The following is a 15,989-nucleotide window of genomic DNA, read 5'->3' as shown; positions in this document are numbered from 1 at the left end:
TCCTCAACCACCTCCGTACCCGATGCAGATGAACCCCGCTTCGCCGTGCCGCGCTTGGGCTTCGGCCAGGGCAGCGGCAGGTGGCATGCCTGCGTCGAGCCCGTCGTGGAGCGTCAGCATCACCTCCACGGTCCGCTCGTCGGGGACCGGGACGACGCTGGCGATCACCGTCGCGGTGCCCCGATCCAGCAGGGTCGCGGTCAGCCCGCTGAGCTGATCGCCCCTGCTGATCGCGGACTTCCCGACGTCGCAGGCCGACAGCACCACCGTGGTGGGGCTGCGGCGGAGACCGTCGAGGTCGTGCGCGTAGAGCGGGCCGTCGTCCAGGTCCAGGCAGGACAGCAGCGGTTGGTCGTCGCGGAAGTGGCCGTGCGCGGCCAGGTGCGCGACGCGAGCTCCGTCCAATGCGGACAGAACCCGGTCGGTTTTCGCACCCGACCCGGTGAGCAGCCGCCCGCCGCCGCGGTGGTGCAGCGTGCGGACCTCGCGGTCGGCGTGGTCCAGACGCGGCCCGGCGATCCACGCCTTGCCGTCTGCCGGATCCGTCGCACGCGCCCGCTCAGCACCGCCCAGCCAGCAGCGGATCGACGGGCTGACCGTGACCGGGCCGCCCCGGCACGCGGGCAGCGCCGCCCACGGCAGCAGGTGCAGCCGACCGGTCGGCACCACGACGAGTTCACGTCCCTGCTCCAGGGCCGGGAGGACGGGCGTCAGCAGCTGCGCTTGGAGTTCGGCCGCGGCCAGGTCGACCCCGTGCTCGAACATCGGGGCCGCGCGGGTGTCCACGCCACACGCCTGCCGCGCGAGCAGGTGGCGGAGGCGGACGGCCTGGCTCTCCGCCGCGGCTTCCGGACCGAGCACGTGCAACGCGGCTTCACCGTCCACGATGGACACCGCGAAGAGCCTGCCGCGCTCGGAGAACAGGCTCAGCAGGACGGCGTCCCCGAGTTCGGCGTTGATCTCGCCGATCTCGGCCGGCGCCCGCAGCCGATCGGTGCGGCCTTCCACCAGCATCGCCTGGTGCCGCACCTGTTCTTCCAGCTCGGCAACGGTGTTCATGGCCCGTTTCGGGTCCGCCGCGCGCTGCGCGTCGAGCACCGCACCGCGCAGCCGGACAAGCGCCGCGTTCAGCCGCGGGTCCGATGGCGGTCGCAGCGCCCGGCGGTGCAGTGCGCTGGCCCGGGAGCGTTCGGTCCAGCGCAGCACCAGCTGCGGGTCGCCGATGCGCAGCGCGGCGCGCACGGCGACCGCGCCGATCTCGTCGCCCAGCCCCAGTGCGTGCACCCGCATCTCGAAGGCGGCCATGCCGACGGCCTGACCGTCGACGGCCTTGAGCCCGGCGCGGCACGCCCGCAGCAGCCGGGCGGTGTTGCCCTCCTGTTCGGCGAGCAACGCCTCGGCCAGCCAGCCCAGGGCTCGCAGCTGCGGTGGCACGGCGAGCTCGCGCAGATCAGCGCAGCGCCCGAGCAGCCTGCGCGCCACCGAGTTCAGGCCCGCCGCCTGTGCGGTGCGCCCAGCGGTGAGCCGGAGCTCGGCGGCGGCCACGCGCCACCCGAAGTCCTCGCACGCGTTGGCCGCCCGTCGCGCCGCGGACAAGGCGTACCGCGTGTTCTGCCCGGACCGCAGCTTGGCCTGCCACACGGTCGCCGAGGCCAACGCCGCCCACGCGGGCCGCTTCTGGTCGCGGAACAACCGCCTCGCCGCGCTCGCCGCTTCCGCCGCCGCAGCCGGGTCGCCGTCGCGCAGCGCGCATTCCGCCAGCGCGAGCCGGGTTTCGGCGAGCCGGCCCTGCCGTCCGGTGGCGGCCAAGCGCTGCGCCGCCTGTTCCATCACCGCGCGGGCGCGCTGGGTCAGTCCCGCCGCCGCGAGCGCTTCACCCCGGTCCACCAGCGCTTCCGGGTTCGCGGTGACGTCGAGCCCGGCCGCCACCGCCTGCTCGAACAGTCGCAGCGCACGGGGCAGATCGCCCGCCCGGAACGCCACGCAGCCCCGGTTGTGGCGGCAGCCCGCGGCGCGCGCACCGCGGGCGTCGTCGGCGAAGATCCGCTCGGCGTCGGCCAGGTCCTGCTCGGCCTCCTCCAACCTGTTCGTGTAGAGGTTGGCCAGGCCGCGACCGAGCAGCGCGTTGGCCTTCCACCGCCGATCCCCGTCGAGGTGAACCAACGCGCTGGTCAGGCGCAGCCTCGCGTCCCGGTGGTGGCCGCGCTGGCAGTGCAGCAACCCGCGCAGGCACGTCGCCCTGGGCCGGTCCTCGGCGGGCAGGTGCGGTTCGGCGGCGGCGAGGTTCGCCCAGCTCGCACCGGTGGCTCCTCGTTCCAGCTCGATCCACGCCAGCGTCAGCTGCAGCTGCGCGGCCCGCTTGGACCAGCCACCGCGTTGCGCGGTGGACAGCCCGAGCCGCACGTGCCCGCGCGCCTCGTCGACCCGGCCGAGCTCGACCGCCGCCAGCGCGGCGATGTGCCGGGCCAGCACCCGCAACTCACCGTCGGAAGCCGCGCCCGACAGCAGCCGTTCGGCCTCCCGCAACGCGTCCTGCGGTGCCGCGGTCGCCTCGTCGCGCCAGCGCAGCGCGGCCTCGATCGCATCCGGCGGCGCCACCGCCGTCGCCGCGCTCAACAGACCAGCCAATCCGCGATGGCGGGCTCGGCCCGCTCGGGACGGAACACCACGCTCAGCGGGCCGCGCGGTACGTCGGTCACCTGGAACGCGCCGTCCCGGTCGAGCTCACCGCTGCGCTCGCCGGACGGGTGGCGCAACACCACCTCGCCGGTCGGCGGGGCCTGCCCGGACCTGTTGAGCACCATCCCGGACACCCGGACCAGTCCGGCCGTCGTGGGCACCACGTCCATCTCCAGCACCCGGCCGGGCATCGCGAAGGTCAGCACGCGCGACTGCGAGCCGCCCGCGCGCACCCCGATGCGTTCGTCCGCGGAGTCGCCGACGAGCGTCAGCTCGCCCCGGTCACCGCGCACCGCCCGCATCGCGACCGCCGCGTACGAGTCGGCCAGCACTCGGTCCGGGACCGGGTCCTGGGTCTGGAACAGTTCGCGCAGTCGGCGCAGTTCCGCCGGAATCCGCTGCTTCATCCCGCCACCTCCTCGGGCAGGTCGGCGCTGACCAGCCGCCTGCGCAGCTCGGCCAAGCACCGGCTCTTCTTCGGGCCGATCGTTCCTCTCGGTATCCCCAACGCCTCGCTGACCTGCGCGTAGGTGGTCTCCGGCGCGACGGCCAGGACCCGCAGCAGCTGTTGGCAGCGATGCGGCAACGCGCCGAACGCCTGCGCCAGCCGAGTACCGGAGACCACGCGCAGCGCCAGCTTCTCGGCGGCCTCGGAGTGCTCGGCGGCGCCCAGGTGATCGGTGTCCAGGCCGACGGGCGCTTCCCGCGCCCGCGCGCGGCGCAACCGGATGGCCTTCCTCCTGGCGGTGGTGACCAGCCAGCCCGGCAGGGCGTCGGGCTCGCGGAGCCGTTCGAGGTTCTCCGCCAACGACAACCAGGTCGCCTGGCAGACGTCCTCGGCGTCCGCGGTGCTGCCGGCGTACGCCCGCGAGACACCCCAGATCACGGGCGTGTACAGGTCCACCAGTTCCCGCCACGCCTGTTCGTCCCCGGACGCCACCCGATTCAGCAGCACCGCAGCCGGACCGGCTTCCCCGACCTCGTACACGACCAGCACCTCCGGAGCTCGGTGATCTCTTCCTTCCCACCGAGTAAGAGGACGAAGGGGTGCTCAAAGATTCAGTTGGCGCTGGATACCCCACGATCGGGTCAAGAAATGCGGTACTTGATCACTCGGCCGCGACGGGCTCCGGCAGCGCGGTGCCGTACGGGTAGCAGTGCTCGACGAGTTCGCGCGCCCGTGCGCGGTTGCGGTCCGCTTGCAGGGCCGTGGCGATCACGGCGGCGACCCGGGGCGCGGCGAAGGACGTCCCGCTCCAGCGGGCGAAGCCGAAGTCGCGGTCGCCGCCGGAGGCCATCCGGACGAAGCAGCTGCGCACGTCCACACCCGGCGCCGCGGCGTCGACCCAGTCGCCGGTGTTGGAGAACGGGGCGATCTTGCCGTCGGCCCCGGTCGCGGCAACGGCCAGCGCCTCGGGCATCGCCGCGGGCCAGAAGGGCCGGGTCCGGCCGTGGTTGCCGGCCGCGGCCACCACGACGGCCGGGTCCATCGCGCGCAGCGCTGAGGCCAGAACCTCCGGGCAGCGGTCGTCGGCGGTGTGGCAGCCGGAGGTCAGCACGACCACGTCGACCGACTCGCCCCGGCGTTGCGCCGAACGCCGCAGAGCCCGCAGACCGGAGGCGACGGTGTAGTCGTCGGTGAATCCCAGCGAGGACAGCACGCGCTTCGGCCGGATGACCGCGCCCGGGGCGTGCTGCAGGACGACTCCGCTGACGAAGGTGCCGTGCCCGGCCTGCCGGTCCTGCCCGGAATCGTCGTCGGCGTCCAACACTTCCGGAACAGCTTCGAATCCGGGACGGCCGGTGAACCAGGGATGCGGGTCGCAACCGGTGTCGAGCACGCCGACGAACACCGGTGGTTCCCATTCGACCGAAGGCGGCTCGGCAACCGGATGGGTGAATTCCGGTTTTTCTCCGGTGCCGAACATCACCGGCGTTCCGAACATGACCGGACTTCCGACGTGGACGTTGTTCACCGACGCACCGGCGGCCTCTCCGGCCAGGTCGACGCAATGGTCGCGTTCGGCATCGCGGAGCCGAATTCGGGCGAGCAGCAGGTCTTCGTCGTGGTGCACCCGATCGATCCATCTGCGGTACCGGTCGAGCACCGGATCCAGCGAGTCCGCCGGGGCCAGCAATTCACCGCGCCTGACCAGGCATTCGCCATCGCCGCCGGGATCGTGCAGCAGCATCTCGTGCCCGTAGGACGTCCAGATGCGATGGAGTTCGGCAAGACCCAGCCGTTCCTGATTCTGATCCTGATCCACAGCGGACACTGTGCCGCTTTCGGTCTAGGTCCACAGCGGACGAGACCCCTTCGGGGAAAGGGAGTCATCCCTTCCGACAACATTTGGCCCCTTCCGGGTCCTCCAAATGCATGGAGAATGCTGGCCCAACTGTCGTGATCGTCGCTCGAGGTGGTCCGAAATCGCCCCCTGGGGTGGTTGAATGTCAGCCGGCGGCGCCGATCGTGGCGCAACCGTTGCTCCACCGCGCCACGTGGCGCGACTCGACCGGAATTGGCGGTGGTGACCGTGATGGGAATTCGCGCAGTGCGCGGTCCCCGTTCGCGGATCGCTGCGTTTCTGGTCAGGGCCTCTCTCTTCAGCGGTTTGTGCCTGGGAGTGATGGTCGGCGGTGCGACCGCGGCTTCAGCCGCTGAGAATGCGCACGCCGACAAACCGGGCGTATCGCAGCCCGCTTCGGCATCAGCGTCGAGCAAGCCCGACTCCGCTGATCACTCCGCGGGATCAATGGCCAAGGGCTCGGACTCCGGAAAATCGTCGAAGCCCGCCGGGAAGGTCTCCCAGCAGAAGACCACCAAGCCTCAGAAGTCGGTCGAGACCGAGAAGCCCGACCCACCGAAAAAGGTTCAGCCGGAAAAGCCCGAGAAGGCAGAACCGGCGAAACCGGAGAAGGCCGCACCCGCCGAACCGGCGGCCCCCGACACCGCCAACGCGTCGGCGAACTCCAACGCGAGCGCGGTGCCGAGCGGGAACGCCTCCGCGAGCGCCAGCTCCTCGGCCAACGGCAACTCCTCCTCCCAGGCGAATTCCGCCTCCCAGAGCGAGCACGACTCGCTGGGCAAGGGCAGCAGCGCACGTCACAAGAACACCCACGCCGTCGCCGACGAGCAGTCGAACGCACCGTCCAGCGCCGTGGTCACCGGGCCGGCGGTCCGCAAATCGGTGAAGGCGTCGGGAACCAGCACCGCTCGCGATGACGCACGGCCCCGGGCACCTGATGCGGACGAAGCGCCGGACGGCGACAGTTCGAGCCCTGCCGTGCCGTCTCCCTGCTCGCCTCCCGCGAGCTCGCTGACCACGGCGAGCGTCGGTGGTGTCGGCGGCCTGCGCAACGCGCACGCCATCCTGCCCACCGCACCTGATCTCTCGGGCACCGCTGCCATCCTGGTGGCCCAGCGCGACATCGGACCGAACGTCAACACACGATCGGCCGAAACCACGGCGTCGCCTGACTGATCGCGGCAGTTCCGGCCTGCGCATCACCGCTTCTGCGGTGACCCTGGTGTCAACACCACCCGATGAACTCCGATCCGGACGCCTGCGCCCGACCGGATCGGAACGGGGCGCCACCAGCCTGTCCGGCAGCGTCGATCAAGAACATCGCTGATTAAGCGTCTCTGACCTGCTGAAAGAACAGGACTGGGCCCTGGCCCCGGTGCCGCAATTGCCCCTGCGGCACCGGGGTGGCGCCCTCTGGTCGAACCGCCCGTCGGCACGTCGAGGGGCCGTGCCGACGGGCGGCCGGCGACTACTCCGGGGTGGAATCCGTGCGGAGACCGCACGGGAGTTCGCACGGATTTCACCTGGCGCGGGCCTGAAGCTTTCTACGAGGGGTGTCAGCTTCAGGCGATCGGAACGGTGAGCGGGTTCGGTGCTGGTCCTGGCCGCACCGAACCCGCTGCCGCAGCGAGCCGCTGGATGGCTTCGACCAGCCGTTCACCCGGCAACGTGTAGGGCACCCGGATCCAGCGCTCCAGAGATCCGTTCACCGAGAAGCGAGCGCCCGGCGCCAATCGAACCGCATGTGCCTCGGCCGCGACCGCCAGCCTGCTGGAGATGGGTTCGCCGACGTCGCACCAGAGCGACAACCCGCCGTCGGGTGAGCGAAAACGCCACTCCGGCAAGTGTTCCCGCAGTGCGGCGACCAAGACGTCGAGCCGCTGCCGAGTTTCCTCCCGCCGCCGGGCCAGAACCGGTTCGGCGTCGTCGAGCAGTTCCGCGAGCACCAGCTGCTCCAGCACCGGCGTGCCCAGGTCGACGGCCGCCCGGCCGAGCACCAGCCGCTGCACGAACTCCTCGCCGGCCCGGATCCAGCCGAGCCGCAACCCGCCCCAGAACGACTTGCCCGCCGAGCCGATGGTGATGGCGCGCTCGGTGAAGCTCGCCATCGGCGGCGGGGGTTCCTCGCCGGTGAGGTCGATGTCGATCAACGTCTCGTCGATGACCGCGTTCGTGCAGGTCCTCGCCAGAGCCGTCGCCAGCCGCGACCGGCCCTCGGCGTCCAGCCGCACACCGGTCGGGTTGTGGAAGTCGGGGATCAGGTAGGCCAGCCGGGGCGCGGTCTGGCGCAGCGTGGCGTTGAGCAGCTCCAGGTCCCAGCCGTCGTCGGTCATCGGCACGGCCACCGGGGTCACCCCGTGGCCGCGCAGGGCCTCGACGGCGTTGGGGTAGGTGGGGTGTTCGACGAGGACCCGCTCGCCGGGGGCGACCAGCGTGCGCAGGACCAGCGCGAACGCGTGCTGAGCGCCGTTGGTGACCAGGATCTGCTCGGGGTTGGTCGGCAGACCGCGCGCGGTGTAGCGCTCCGCGATGCGGGTGCGCAGCGCGGGGAGCCCGTGCGGCTGGTAACCGTGGTCACCGAGCTGCTCGGCGAGGCGCACCTGCGCGCGCTCCACGGCTGCGCGCATCTCGGGCGGAGCTCCCGGGGTCGCCTGGGCCAGGTTGATCACACCCGGGTCGTTGGACGGGAACCAACCGCCGTGCATCTCGTTGCCCCGCCGCGAATCCGGCAGCTTCACCCACGAGCCGGCGCCTCGCCGACTCGCCACGAAATCGTCCTCCCGCAGCCGTTCGATCGCCCTGGCGACCAGGGTCCGGCTCACGTCGAGGGCGGCGGCGAGCTCCCGCTCGGCGGGCAGCCGCGTTCCCGGCGGTAGCCGTCCGTCGAGCACCAGCTGGCGAACGCCCTCGGCGAGCAGCTGCGAAGAGGGTCGGGACGCGCCGTGCCAGGTTCCGAGGAGATCGACGAGCTTCTGGCCGTAGATGTGGGCACCCGGAGTCGGCAACATGAGTCCAATCTAGCCCGATTGGCTATCGATATGAAGTCCAATTCGCGGGTAGGAAAGGAGTCATGGCTTCGATCCCCGCTCCACTGGACCTCTCTCCGCTGTCAGTGCGCTTCCGCCCGCACGCCCGGTTCCCGCAGCTCATCGGCGGACTCCTGCTCTACGGGGCGAGCCTGGCGCTGATGGTGCGCGGCGACCTCGGCCTGTCGCCGTGGAGCGTGCTCGACCAGGGGATCTCGGAGCGGCTGGGCGTGAGCATGGGGATGGCGAGCGCGGTGGTGGGCGTCGCGGTCCTGCTCTCCTGGTTACCGCTGCGGCAGCGGCCGGGCGTGGGCACGGTCGCCAACGTGCTGCTGATCGCGTTCGCGGTGGACGCCACCCTCGCCCTTCTCCCACCGGTGGAGGCTCTGGGGATCAGGGTTCCGCTGCTGATCGCAGGGGTCGTGCTCAACGCGCTGGCGACCGCGACCTACGTCGGCGCCCGCCTCGGGCCGGGCCCTCGGGACGGGCTGATGACCGGGCTGCACGCGCGAACGGGCTGGTCGGTGCGCCTGGTGCGGACGTCCATCGAGGTCTGCGTGCTCGCAGCGGGCTGGCTGCTCGGCGGGACTGCCGGCCTCGGGACGGTCCTCTACGCGGTGGCGATCGGGCCACTCACACAAACCTGCCTCCGGTTCACCGCCGTGCGCGTGAAAAAAGATCTCTGCCCCTAGAGACATCTCGGATACCACGCAGTAGCATTGACGCCGTCCACCTGACCCCCAGGGGTGGACCTTGACGCCCCCGCACTCCCGGTAACCCCCAGGCCGGTTGAGCGCGGGGGCGTCGCTACTTCTGGACCTCCCCACCCGCGGTCATCCGAACGCTACCCGGGGCCACCGACAAACCCGGGAGATCGCCGCGGCGATGACTTCCTAGCGGATCGCCGGTCTACCTCTGCGACAGCGCGGAGACGAGGAGCGGACATGCGGAAGCGAGAACCGGTGACGGGTACTGAGCTGGTCGGGTCGTTGGAGCGGGCCTTCGAAGACACCTCCGCGGTGCTGCGGGCGGTACCGCCGCAGCGGTTCGGGGATCCGAGCCCGTGCGAGGGGTGGACCGTCGGCCAGGTCGGCGGTCATCTCGTCGGTGGTGCGAGGTACTTCGGGCAGGTCGCGGCGGGGCAGGCCCCCGAGCTGCCCGCCGACGACCCGCAGCTCTCCGAAGACGAGATGGCGACCGCGTTCGGCGAAGCGGCGCGGCTCACCCTGGCAGCCTTCAGCAGGCCGGGCGTTCTCGATCAGCAGCTCGCGTTCGCGTTCGGCCCGACGCCGGGCTGGGTCGTCGCCAACATCAGCCTGTCGGAAACCGTGATCCACGGCTGGGACCTGGCCCGCGCGGTCGGCCTGCCGTACTCACCGGACGATGCCGCCGTCGACGCCGTCCTGCGGTTCCAGTCCCAGAGCAGCGAGGACGAGCTGCGCGCCGAAGGGATGTTCGGCGCGGCCGCGTCGGCACCCGAGGACGCGAGCCCGTTCGAGGAGCTGCTGGCCTTCACCGGCCGCGAGCCCTGATCCCGTTTCGGGATGAAACGGGCGCGGTTGTCGGACGGGCGTGGCAGGATTTCGCAGGTGGGTGGGGCATCGGGCAGGTCGGCGCGGTTGCGGGACCTCGCCTTGCTGAGGCAGGTCCGGGATCGGGTCGACCGCGAGCACGCGCAGCCGCTGGACGTCGAGGCGCTGGCGCGCGGGGTGAACATGTCCGCTGGACACCTCAGCAGGCGGTTCCGCGCCGCCTACGGCGAATCCGTCTACGCCTACCTGATGACCAGGCGGATCGAGCGGGCGATGGCGCTGCTGAGGCGAGGCGACCTGAGCGTCACCGAGGTGTGCTTCGAGGTCGGCTGCTCGTCGCTGGGCACCTTCAGCACCCGGTTCACCGAGCTCGTCGGGGTCCCGCCCAGCACGTACCGGCGCGAGGCGGCCGGGACGGCGGCGATCGTGCCGTGCCTGGCCAAGCAGGTCACCAGACCGGTCAGGAATCGAGAAGCGCCGTCGGGAAGCAGCTCATAGCGTGATTGCCATGGACATCAGCATCAACGCCAGCTTCCTCCCGCAGGACGACCCGGAGGCGGCCCTGGCCTTCTACCGCGATCTGCTCGGCTTCGAGGTCCGCAAGGACGTCGGCTACGCCGGGATGCGCTGGCTGACCGTCGGCCCGCCCGGACAGCCCGGCACCTCGATCGTGCTGCACCCGCCGGGCGTCGACCCGGGCATCACCGACGACGAGCGGCAGCTGATCAGCGAGATGATGGCCAAGGGGACCTACGCCGGAATCTGCTGGCCACACCCGATCTCACCGCCACGTTCGACGCGCTGCAGGCCGGCGACGCCGAGATCGTCCAGGAACCCACCGACCAGCCCTACGGCGTGCGCGACTGCGCCGTCCGGGACCCCGCCGGGAACATGATCAGAATCCAGGAAGCGCAGTGAACGGAGCCGCGATGCACATCGCCGACAGCCACGACCTGATCCGGGTTCACGGGGCGCGGGTCAACAACCTCCAGGACGTGAGCGTCGAGATCCCCAAGCGCCGGTTGACCGTGTTCACCGGCGTGTCGGGTTCGGGCAAGAGCTCGCTGGTCTTCGGCACCATCGCCTCCGAGTCGCAGCGGATGATCAACGAGACCTACAGCGCGTTCCTCCAGGGCTTCATGCCGACGCTGGCGCGACCCGACGTCGACGTGCTCGACGGGCTGACCACGGCGATCATCGTCGACCAGGAGCGGATGGGCGCGGACCCGCGTTCCACGGTCGGCACCGCCACCGACGCGAACGCGATGCTGCGGATCCTGTTCAGCAAGCTCGGGAAACCGCACGTCGGCTCACCGCAGGCGTTCTCGTTCAACGTCGCCTCCATCAGCGGGGCGGGAGCGGTCACGATGGAACGCGGCGGGACGAAGGTGAAGGAGCGCCGCGAGTTCAGCATCACCGGCGGCATGTGCCCGAGGTGCGAGGGACGCGGCAACGTCTCCGACTTCGACCTCACCCAGCTCTACGACGATTCGAAGTCGCTGCGCGAGGGTGCGCTGACCATCCCCGGCTACACCATGGACGGCTGGTACGGGCGGATCTACATGGGTTCGGGGTTCCTCGACCCGGACAAGCCGATCCGCAAGTACACCAAGAAGGAGCTGCACGACCTGCTCCACAAGGAGGCCACGCGGGTCAAGGTCGAGGGCGTCAACGTCACCTACGAGGGTCTGATCCCGCGGATCCAGAAGTCGATGCTGGCCAAGGACCGCGAGGGGATGCAGCCGCACATCCGCGCTTTCGTGGACCGCGCGATCACCTTCGCGACCTGCCCGGAGTGCGACGGCACCCGGCTCAGCGAAGGAGCCCGGTCGTCAAAGATCGCGGGCATCAACATCGCCGACGTCTGCCGGATGCAGATCAGCGACCTGGCCGAATGGGTCAGCGGGCTGGACGAACCGTCGGTGAAACCACTGCTCGGCAAGCTCCGGCACACCCTGGACTCGTTCGTCGAGATCGGCCTCGGCTACCTCTCGCTGGACCGGCCCGCCGGCACCCTGTCCGGCGGTGAAGCCCAGCGCACCAAGATGATCCGGCACCTCGGGTCGTCGCTGACCGACGTGACCTACGTGTTCGACGAGCCGACGATCGGGCTGCACCCGCATGACATCCAGCGGATGAACGACCTGCTGCTGCGGCTGCGCGACAAGGGCAACACGGTCCTGGTCGTCGAGCACAAGCCGGAGACGATCACCATCGCCGATCACGTCGTCGACCTGGGTCCCGGCGCCGGAACCGACGGCGGCACGGTCTGCTTCGAGGGCGACGTGGCTGGTCTGCGCACCAGCGACACCGTGACCGGCAAGCACTTCGACGACCGGGCCTCGCTCAAGTCGGAGTTCCGCCAGGCCACCGGTGCGCTGGAGATCCGCGGCGCGACGGCGAACAACCTGCGCGAGGTGGACGTCGACGTGCCGCTCGGCGTGCTGTGCGTGGTCACCGGGGTCGCGGGTTCCGGCAAGAGCTCGCTGATCCACGGTTCGCTCCCGGCAGCACAAGGCGTCGTGTCCATCGACCAGAGCGGCATCCGCGGTTCGCGGCGCAGCAATCCGGCGACCTACACCGGGCTCCTCGACCCGATCCGCAAGGCGTTCGCCAAGGCCAACGGCGTGAAACCCGCTCTGTTCAGCGCGAATTCCGAAGGCGCGTGCCCCACCTGCAACGGTGCCGGTGTCGTCTACACCGACCTCGGGATCATGGAGACCGTTGCCACGACGTGCGAGGAGTGCGAGGGCAAGCGGTTCAACGCCTCGGTGCTGGAGTACCGCTTCGGCGGGCGCGACATCAGCGAGGTGCTGGACATGTCCGTCGCCCAGGCCGAGGAGTTCTTCGGCGGCGGGGACGCCCGAACGCCCGCCGCGCACAAGGTCCTGGAGCGCATGGACCAGGTGGGCCTGGGCTACCTGCGCCTCGGCCAGCCGCTGACCACGCTCTCCGGTGGCGAGCGGCAGCGCCTCAAACTGGCCACGCACATGGGTGACAAGGGCGGCGTCTACGTCCTCGACGAGCCCACCACCGGTCTTCACCTGGCGGACGTGGAACAGCTCCTCGGCCTGCTCGACCGGCTCGTGGAATCCGGCAAGTCGGTGATCGTCATCGAGCACCACCAGGCGGTCATGGCCCACGCGGACTGGATCATCGACCTCGGTCCGGGCGCCGGTCACGACGGCGGTCAGGTCATCTTCGAAGGCACCCCGGCCGACCTGGTCGCGTCCGGCAAGACGCTGACCGCCCGACACCTCGCCGACTACGTCCGAGCCTGAGCGCCTTGCAGTAACGCCCCGAGGAATCCCCTCCCGAGATCGGCAGGGGATTCCTCTGCTCAGCGCTTGGTCTGGGGACTTTCCGGAGTGATGCGCACCGCTTCGGGCTCCCATCACCCGCGACCAGGCTCTTCGCGAGCGCGCTCGGAAACGCCCCATAACGCGGTTAGCGGCCATCGGGGTGATGAGAACCGGGCAGGCGCACCTCCGCGAGCGGCAAGCCGTTGGTTCATCCGCCCGGCGATGTTGCCTCCAAGCGAAAGGGAACCCATGCGCGGAACCCGTCTGTTCGTGACCGCCGCCTTAGCGGCAGCAACCGCTCTGCCCCTCACCGCAGGACCCGCGACAGCAGTCGAACGCAATCCGGTGATCTTCGTTCACGGCTGGAACGGCAGCGCCTCCAACTGGAACGAGCTGGTGGCCGACTTCAAGGCCGACGGCTACACCGATGGCGAGCTCACCGCCTGGAACTACAACACCTCGCAGTCGAACAAGACCACCGCCGACCAGCTCTCCGCCGTCGTCGACGACGTGCTCGCCAGGACCGGCGCGACCGAGGTCGACATCGTCACGCACTCGATGGGCGGGCTCAACAGCCGCTGGTACCTCAAGTTCGTCGGCGGAGCCGACAAGGTCGACGACTGGGTCTCGCTGGCAGGCCCGAACCACGGCACCACGTCGGCGAACACCTGCTTCGACGCGTCCTGCGTGGAGATGCGGCCGGGGTCGGAATTCCTGACCACCCTCAACGACGGGGACGAATCACCGGGCGCGGTCAGCTACGGCACGTGGTGGTCGACCTGCGACGAGACCATCGACCCCGATGACAGCACGGTCGTCTCGGGCGCGCGCAACACCCAGACCGGGTGCATCACGCACCTCGGCTTCCTCAGCGACGACGGCGTGTCGCAGGACGTCCGCACGTTCGTCGCATGACGGTGACCTGAGAACGGGGCGGTCCGGCGGATCTCGATCCGGGCCACCCCGACTCAGGTCCACTGTGGATATTCGCAGCGGCTCAGAACCGCCGGTCTCCACCAGCTCTCCGGCCGTCAGCACGCGGTTGCGCCACCAGGGGGACCGAAACGACGATCAGAACCCCGAGCACGATCACGTTGAGGACCTGGTCCAGCGGTTCGTACATGTGCAGCATCGTCACGTGGTAGCCGAAGTGCAGGACGTTGAACACCAGCCACACCGCCCCCGCCATCCGCGACGACCGCCCGTCATCGGCGTGCCTGAGGGCGACCGCGCTGAGCACCGCCAACGCCAGGAACATCGCCCCGACGTCCTTGACGAAGTGCTCGTTGTACGGCCCCAGCTGCGGTAACCAGCTCAGGCCGAGACCGGGGAAGGAGTCGTAGAAGAACCTCGGCGCGAAGTACGCCCACGCGCCGGTGAACACGGATGCGAAGGTCAGAACCGCAAGGCACGCACGATCGATCACGACCTTCGGAGATTTGTCCTGCCGCGCTTCGCTTGAACTGATCACGAGCTCCTCCTGTTCTCGATGCGAGCGCCCTTCTCCTCTGGTCGCGAAGGGCGGGACGAAGTGCTCGTCGTGGAGACGACGGGACCGAGGCGGCATCCGTGACAGCGCGAGCCGCCGACGCGACGCAGCTCACTTCGCGTCACACCGGTGACGGGCTGCCGCGTCGTCACCGCGACGCCGGGGAACGCCAGCCACCCGAACGCTCGAAAACGCCCACATCTCATTGTCGACTTGTGGATCAGTTCTCAGATCGATCGAACAGTCTGCGGGTTGTGTCCCACCGGTTTGACTCGATCCGCACGATTACGTCGTCCAGCTCATGACCACGAACCGGCGAATCGATTAACGTGACCCGTTCGTGCACTTGGGCAGCACACGACCGCTATTCGTGATCGAGAGGGTGGCTCCTTGGTGAGGCGAAGCTGGCTCGCCCTGCTGGTCGCATTGGGAGTGGACGATTTCGGTTCTGGGCTGTTCCTGCCTTTGGCGCTGGTGTACGCGACGCGGGTCGTTGGCATACCGCTCGCGCTCGCGGGCATCGTGGTGGCAACGGGCACCCTCGTAGGGTTCCTTGTCCCACCCGCGGCGGGGCGGCTCGTCGACCGAGTGGGGCCACGAACCGTGGTCATCGCCGCCCAGCTCATGCAGGCGCTCGGCGCGTTGAGCTATCTCGTGGCCGATGGCGTGGCGGTGACGTTCCTGGCCGCGATCCTGCTTGCCGCCGGGCTCCAGCTCTTCTATTGCGCCCTGTTCTCGCTGATCGCTGATGTGTACGGAGAAGGCGCGAAAGACAGGCCGTTTGCCGTCGTGGGCATGGTGCGGTCTGCTTGTTTCGGGCTCGGCGCGCTAGCCGGTGGCGGGCTTCTGAGCACACTCGGGGCGACCGGACTCCGGCTCGTGGTGGGCGTCAACGCACTCAGCTTCATCGCGTGTGCTCTGGTGCTGGCCCTGTTTGTCCAGGGGGCAGGTGCTTCACGAGATTCGCAGCAAGCCACGGAGCCCGGCAGTCGGGGAGTCCTGCAAGATCGGCCGTTCCTGATTTTTATCGCGGTCACGGCATTGCTCGCGCTGGCAAGCGACTTTTTCCTTGTGGGCGTTCCCGTTTACGTGCTCGAACAACTCACCGGCCCCGCCTGGCTTCCGGGCTTGATGCTGGCTTTGCTCACCACCTCGTTGAGCATCGGTGGTACCGCAGCCGTCCGTGCAACCCGGTATCTCGCCCGGACCACGACGCTTGCTATCAGCGCAGGGCTTTGCGTGGTGTGGTGCTTGATGAGCCTCGCTGCCGTCTTCATCACCCCAGCATCGCTACCGGCCTTCCTGCTATCGGCAACGCTGCTTCAAGCCGCCGCGGCCCTGCTGTCCGCAACGCGGGTCAACGCGCTCGCCGAGGCTGCCGCACCACCCGAAATGCGAGGCCGCTACCTCGCCACCTTTCAGTACGCTTTCACCATTCCCCAGGCCCTCGCCCCCGCGCTCGCCGGCCTGTTTGCTGCAGGCGTGTGGGTCCCCTGGATGCTCGTCGCAGCAAGCGCCAGCGCCGCGATCTACGGTCTCCGCTGGCTCACACCGCGCTTCCCCGCACACGCGGTGAAACCCCCAGAACATCCAGACAACCGAGCAGTGTCGGAAACACCCTCAGCAAACGACGCTTGACACCCCTCCACCAACCC

Annotated in this window: 13 protein-coding genes and 1 pseudogene; 8 read left to right on the top strand and 6 right to left on the bottom strand. The window is 69.7% G+C overall.

Annotation, left to right across the window (positions count from 1 at the left end; translation table 11 throughout):
• Positions 1 to 3: 3 nt before the first annotated feature.
• The 4 genes from AB0J78_RS01920 to AB0J78_RS01905 form a co-directional block, all read right to left on the bottom strand.
• Positions 4 to 2,616, bottom strand: coding sequence for a CHAT domain-containing protein (locus tag AB0J78_RS01920; RefSeq protein WP_363785952.1), 2,613 nt, complete (start codon positions 2,614 to 2,616; stop codon positions 4 to 6).
• Complete coding sequence (locus AB0J78_RS01915; protein ID WP_363785950.1) at positions 2,613 to 3,086, bottom strand: hypothetical protein; 474 nt, start codon at positions 3,084 to 3,086, stop codon at positions 2,613 to 2,615. The genes AB0J78_RS01920 and AB0J78_RS01915 overlap by 4 nt, the downstream gene beginning before the upstream one ends.
• Complete coding sequence (locus AB0J78_RS01910; RefSeq protein WP_363785947.1) at positions 3,083 to 3,667, bottom strand: sigma-70 family RNA polymerase sigma factor; 585 nt, start codon at positions 3,665 to 3,667, stop codon at positions 3,083 to 3,085. The genes AB0J78_RS01915 and AB0J78_RS01910 overlap by 4 nt, the downstream gene beginning before the upstream one ends.
• Before the next feature lie 121 nt (positions 3,668 to 3,788).
• Complete coding sequence (locus AB0J78_RS01905) at positions 3,789 to 4,946, bottom strand: S8 family serine peptidase (RefSeq protein WP_363785944.1); 1,158 nt, start codon at positions 4,944 to 4,946, stop codon at positions 3,789 to 3,791.
• Between the two features lie 486 nt (positions 4,947 to 5,432).
• On the opposite strand from AB0J78_RS01905, the gene AB0J78_RS01900 reads away from it, so the two are divergent.
• A complete protein-coding gene (locus AB0J78_RS01900; protein ID WP_363785942.1) occupies positions 5,433 to 6,161 on the top strand; it encodes a hypothetical protein in 729 nt (242 codons plus the stop codon).
• 386 nt (positions 6,162 to 6,547) lie between these two features.
• Here the strand turns inward: AB0J78_RS01900 and AB0J78_RS01895 are convergent, their stop codons facing one another.
• Positions 6,548 to 7,993: a PLP-dependent aminotransferase family protein gene (locus AB0J78_RS01895; RefSeq protein WP_363785939.1), complete on the bottom strand. Its 1,446-nt coding sequence runs from the start codon at positions 7,991 to 7,993 to the stop codon at positions 6,548 to 6,550.
• A gap of 62 nt (positions 7,994 to 8,055) precedes the next feature.
• On the opposite strand from AB0J78_RS01895, the gene AB0J78_RS01890 reads away from it, so the two are divergent.
• The 6 genes and pseudogenes from AB0J78_RS01890 (at position 8,056) to AB0J78_RS01865 (ending at position 13,760) form a co-directional block, all read left to right on the top strand.
• A complete protein-coding gene (locus tag AB0J78_RS01890; protein ID WP_363785936.1) occupies positions 8,056 to 8,703 on the top strand; it encodes a hypothetical protein in 648 nt (215 codons plus the stop codon).
• Positions 8,704 to 8,955: 252 nt separating this feature from the next.
• The gene (locus AB0J78_RS01885; RefSeq protein ID WP_363785933.1) at positions 8,956 to 9,543 is read left to right on the top strand and encodes a TIGR03086 family metal-binding protein; all 588 of its coding nucleotides are present in this window, start codon (positions 8,956 to 8,958) and stop codon (positions 9,541 to 9,543) included.
• A 57-nt stretch (positions 9,544 to 9,600) separates the two neighbouring features.
• The gene (locus AB0J78_RS01880) at positions 9,601 to 10,041 is read left to right on the top strand and encodes a helix-turn-helix transcriptional regulator (protein WP_363785931.1); all 441 of its coding nucleotides are present in this window, start codon (positions 9,601 to 9,603) and stop codon (positions 10,039 to 10,041) included.
• A 10-nt stretch (positions 10,042 to 10,051) separates the two neighbouring features.
• Positions 10,052 to 10,461: pseudogene (locus tag AB0J78_RS01875) on the top strand (VOC family protein).
• Between the two features lie 11 nt (positions 10,462 to 10,472).
• Positions 10,473 to 12,824, top strand: coding sequence for an excinuclease ABC subunit UvrA (locus AB0J78_RS01870; protein WP_363786385.1), 2,352 nt, complete (start codon positions 10,473 to 10,475; stop codon positions 12,822 to 12,824).
• A gap of 366 nt (positions 12,825 to 13,190) precedes the next feature.
• Positions 13,191 to 13,760, top strand: coding sequence for an alpha/beta fold hydrolase (locus AB0J78_RS01865; protein ID WP_363785928.1), 570 nt, complete (start codon positions 13,191 to 13,193; stop codon positions 13,758 to 13,760).
• Positions 13,761 to 13,842: 82 nt separating this feature from the next.
• Here the strand turns inward: AB0J78_RS01865 and AB0J78_RS01860 are convergent, their stop codons facing one another.
• A complete protein-coding gene (locus AB0J78_RS01860) occupies positions 13,843 to 14,316 on the bottom strand; it encodes a hypothetical protein (RefSeq protein WP_363785925.1) in 474 nt (157 codons plus the stop codon).
• A gap of 411 nt (positions 14,317 to 14,727) precedes the next feature.
• Between AB0J78_RS01860 and AB0J78_RS01855 the strand changes: the two genes are divergently transcribed.
• The gene (locus AB0J78_RS01855; protein WP_363785923.1) at positions 14,728 to 15,972 is read left to right on the top strand and encodes an MFS transporter; all 1,245 of its coding nucleotides are present in this window, start codon (positions 14,728 to 14,730) and stop codon (positions 15,970 to 15,972) included.
• The last annotated feature ends 17 nt before the right edge of the window (positions 15,973 to 15,989 follow it).

Source organism: Saccharopolyspora sp. NPDC049426, from assembly GCF_040676935.1.
GTDB lineage: Bacteria > Actinomycetota > Actinomycetes > Mycobacteriales > Pseudonocardiaceae > Saccharopolyspora.
This window is presented reverse-complemented; position numbering and strand designations above follow the sequence as displayed.

Coding starts and splice junctions, on each gene's coding strand:
- AB0J78_RS01915 (WP_363785950.1), bottom strand. CDS start 3,086: ATGAAGCAGCGGATTCCGGCGGAACTGCGCCGACTGCGCGAACTGTTC.
- AB0J78_RS01900 (WP_363785942.1), top strand. CDS start 5,433: ATGGCCAAGGGCTCGGACTCCGGAAAATCGTCGAAGCCCGCCGGGAAG.
- AB0J78_RS01895 (WP_363785939.1), bottom strand. CDS start 7,993: ATGTTGCCGACTCCGGGTGCCCACATCTACGGCCAGAAGCTCGTCGAT.
- AB0J78_RS01890 (WP_363785936.1), top strand. CDS start 8,056: ATGGCTTCGATCCCCGCTCCACTGGACCTCTCTCCGCTGTCAGTGCGC.
- AB0J78_RS01885 (WP_363785933.1), top strand. CDS start 8,956: ATGCGGAAGCGAGAACCGGTGACGGGTACTGAGCTGGTCGGGTCGTTG.
- AB0J78_RS01870 (WP_363786385.1), top strand. CDS start 10,473: ATGCACATCGCCGACAGCCACGACCTGATCCGGGTTCACGGGGCGCGG.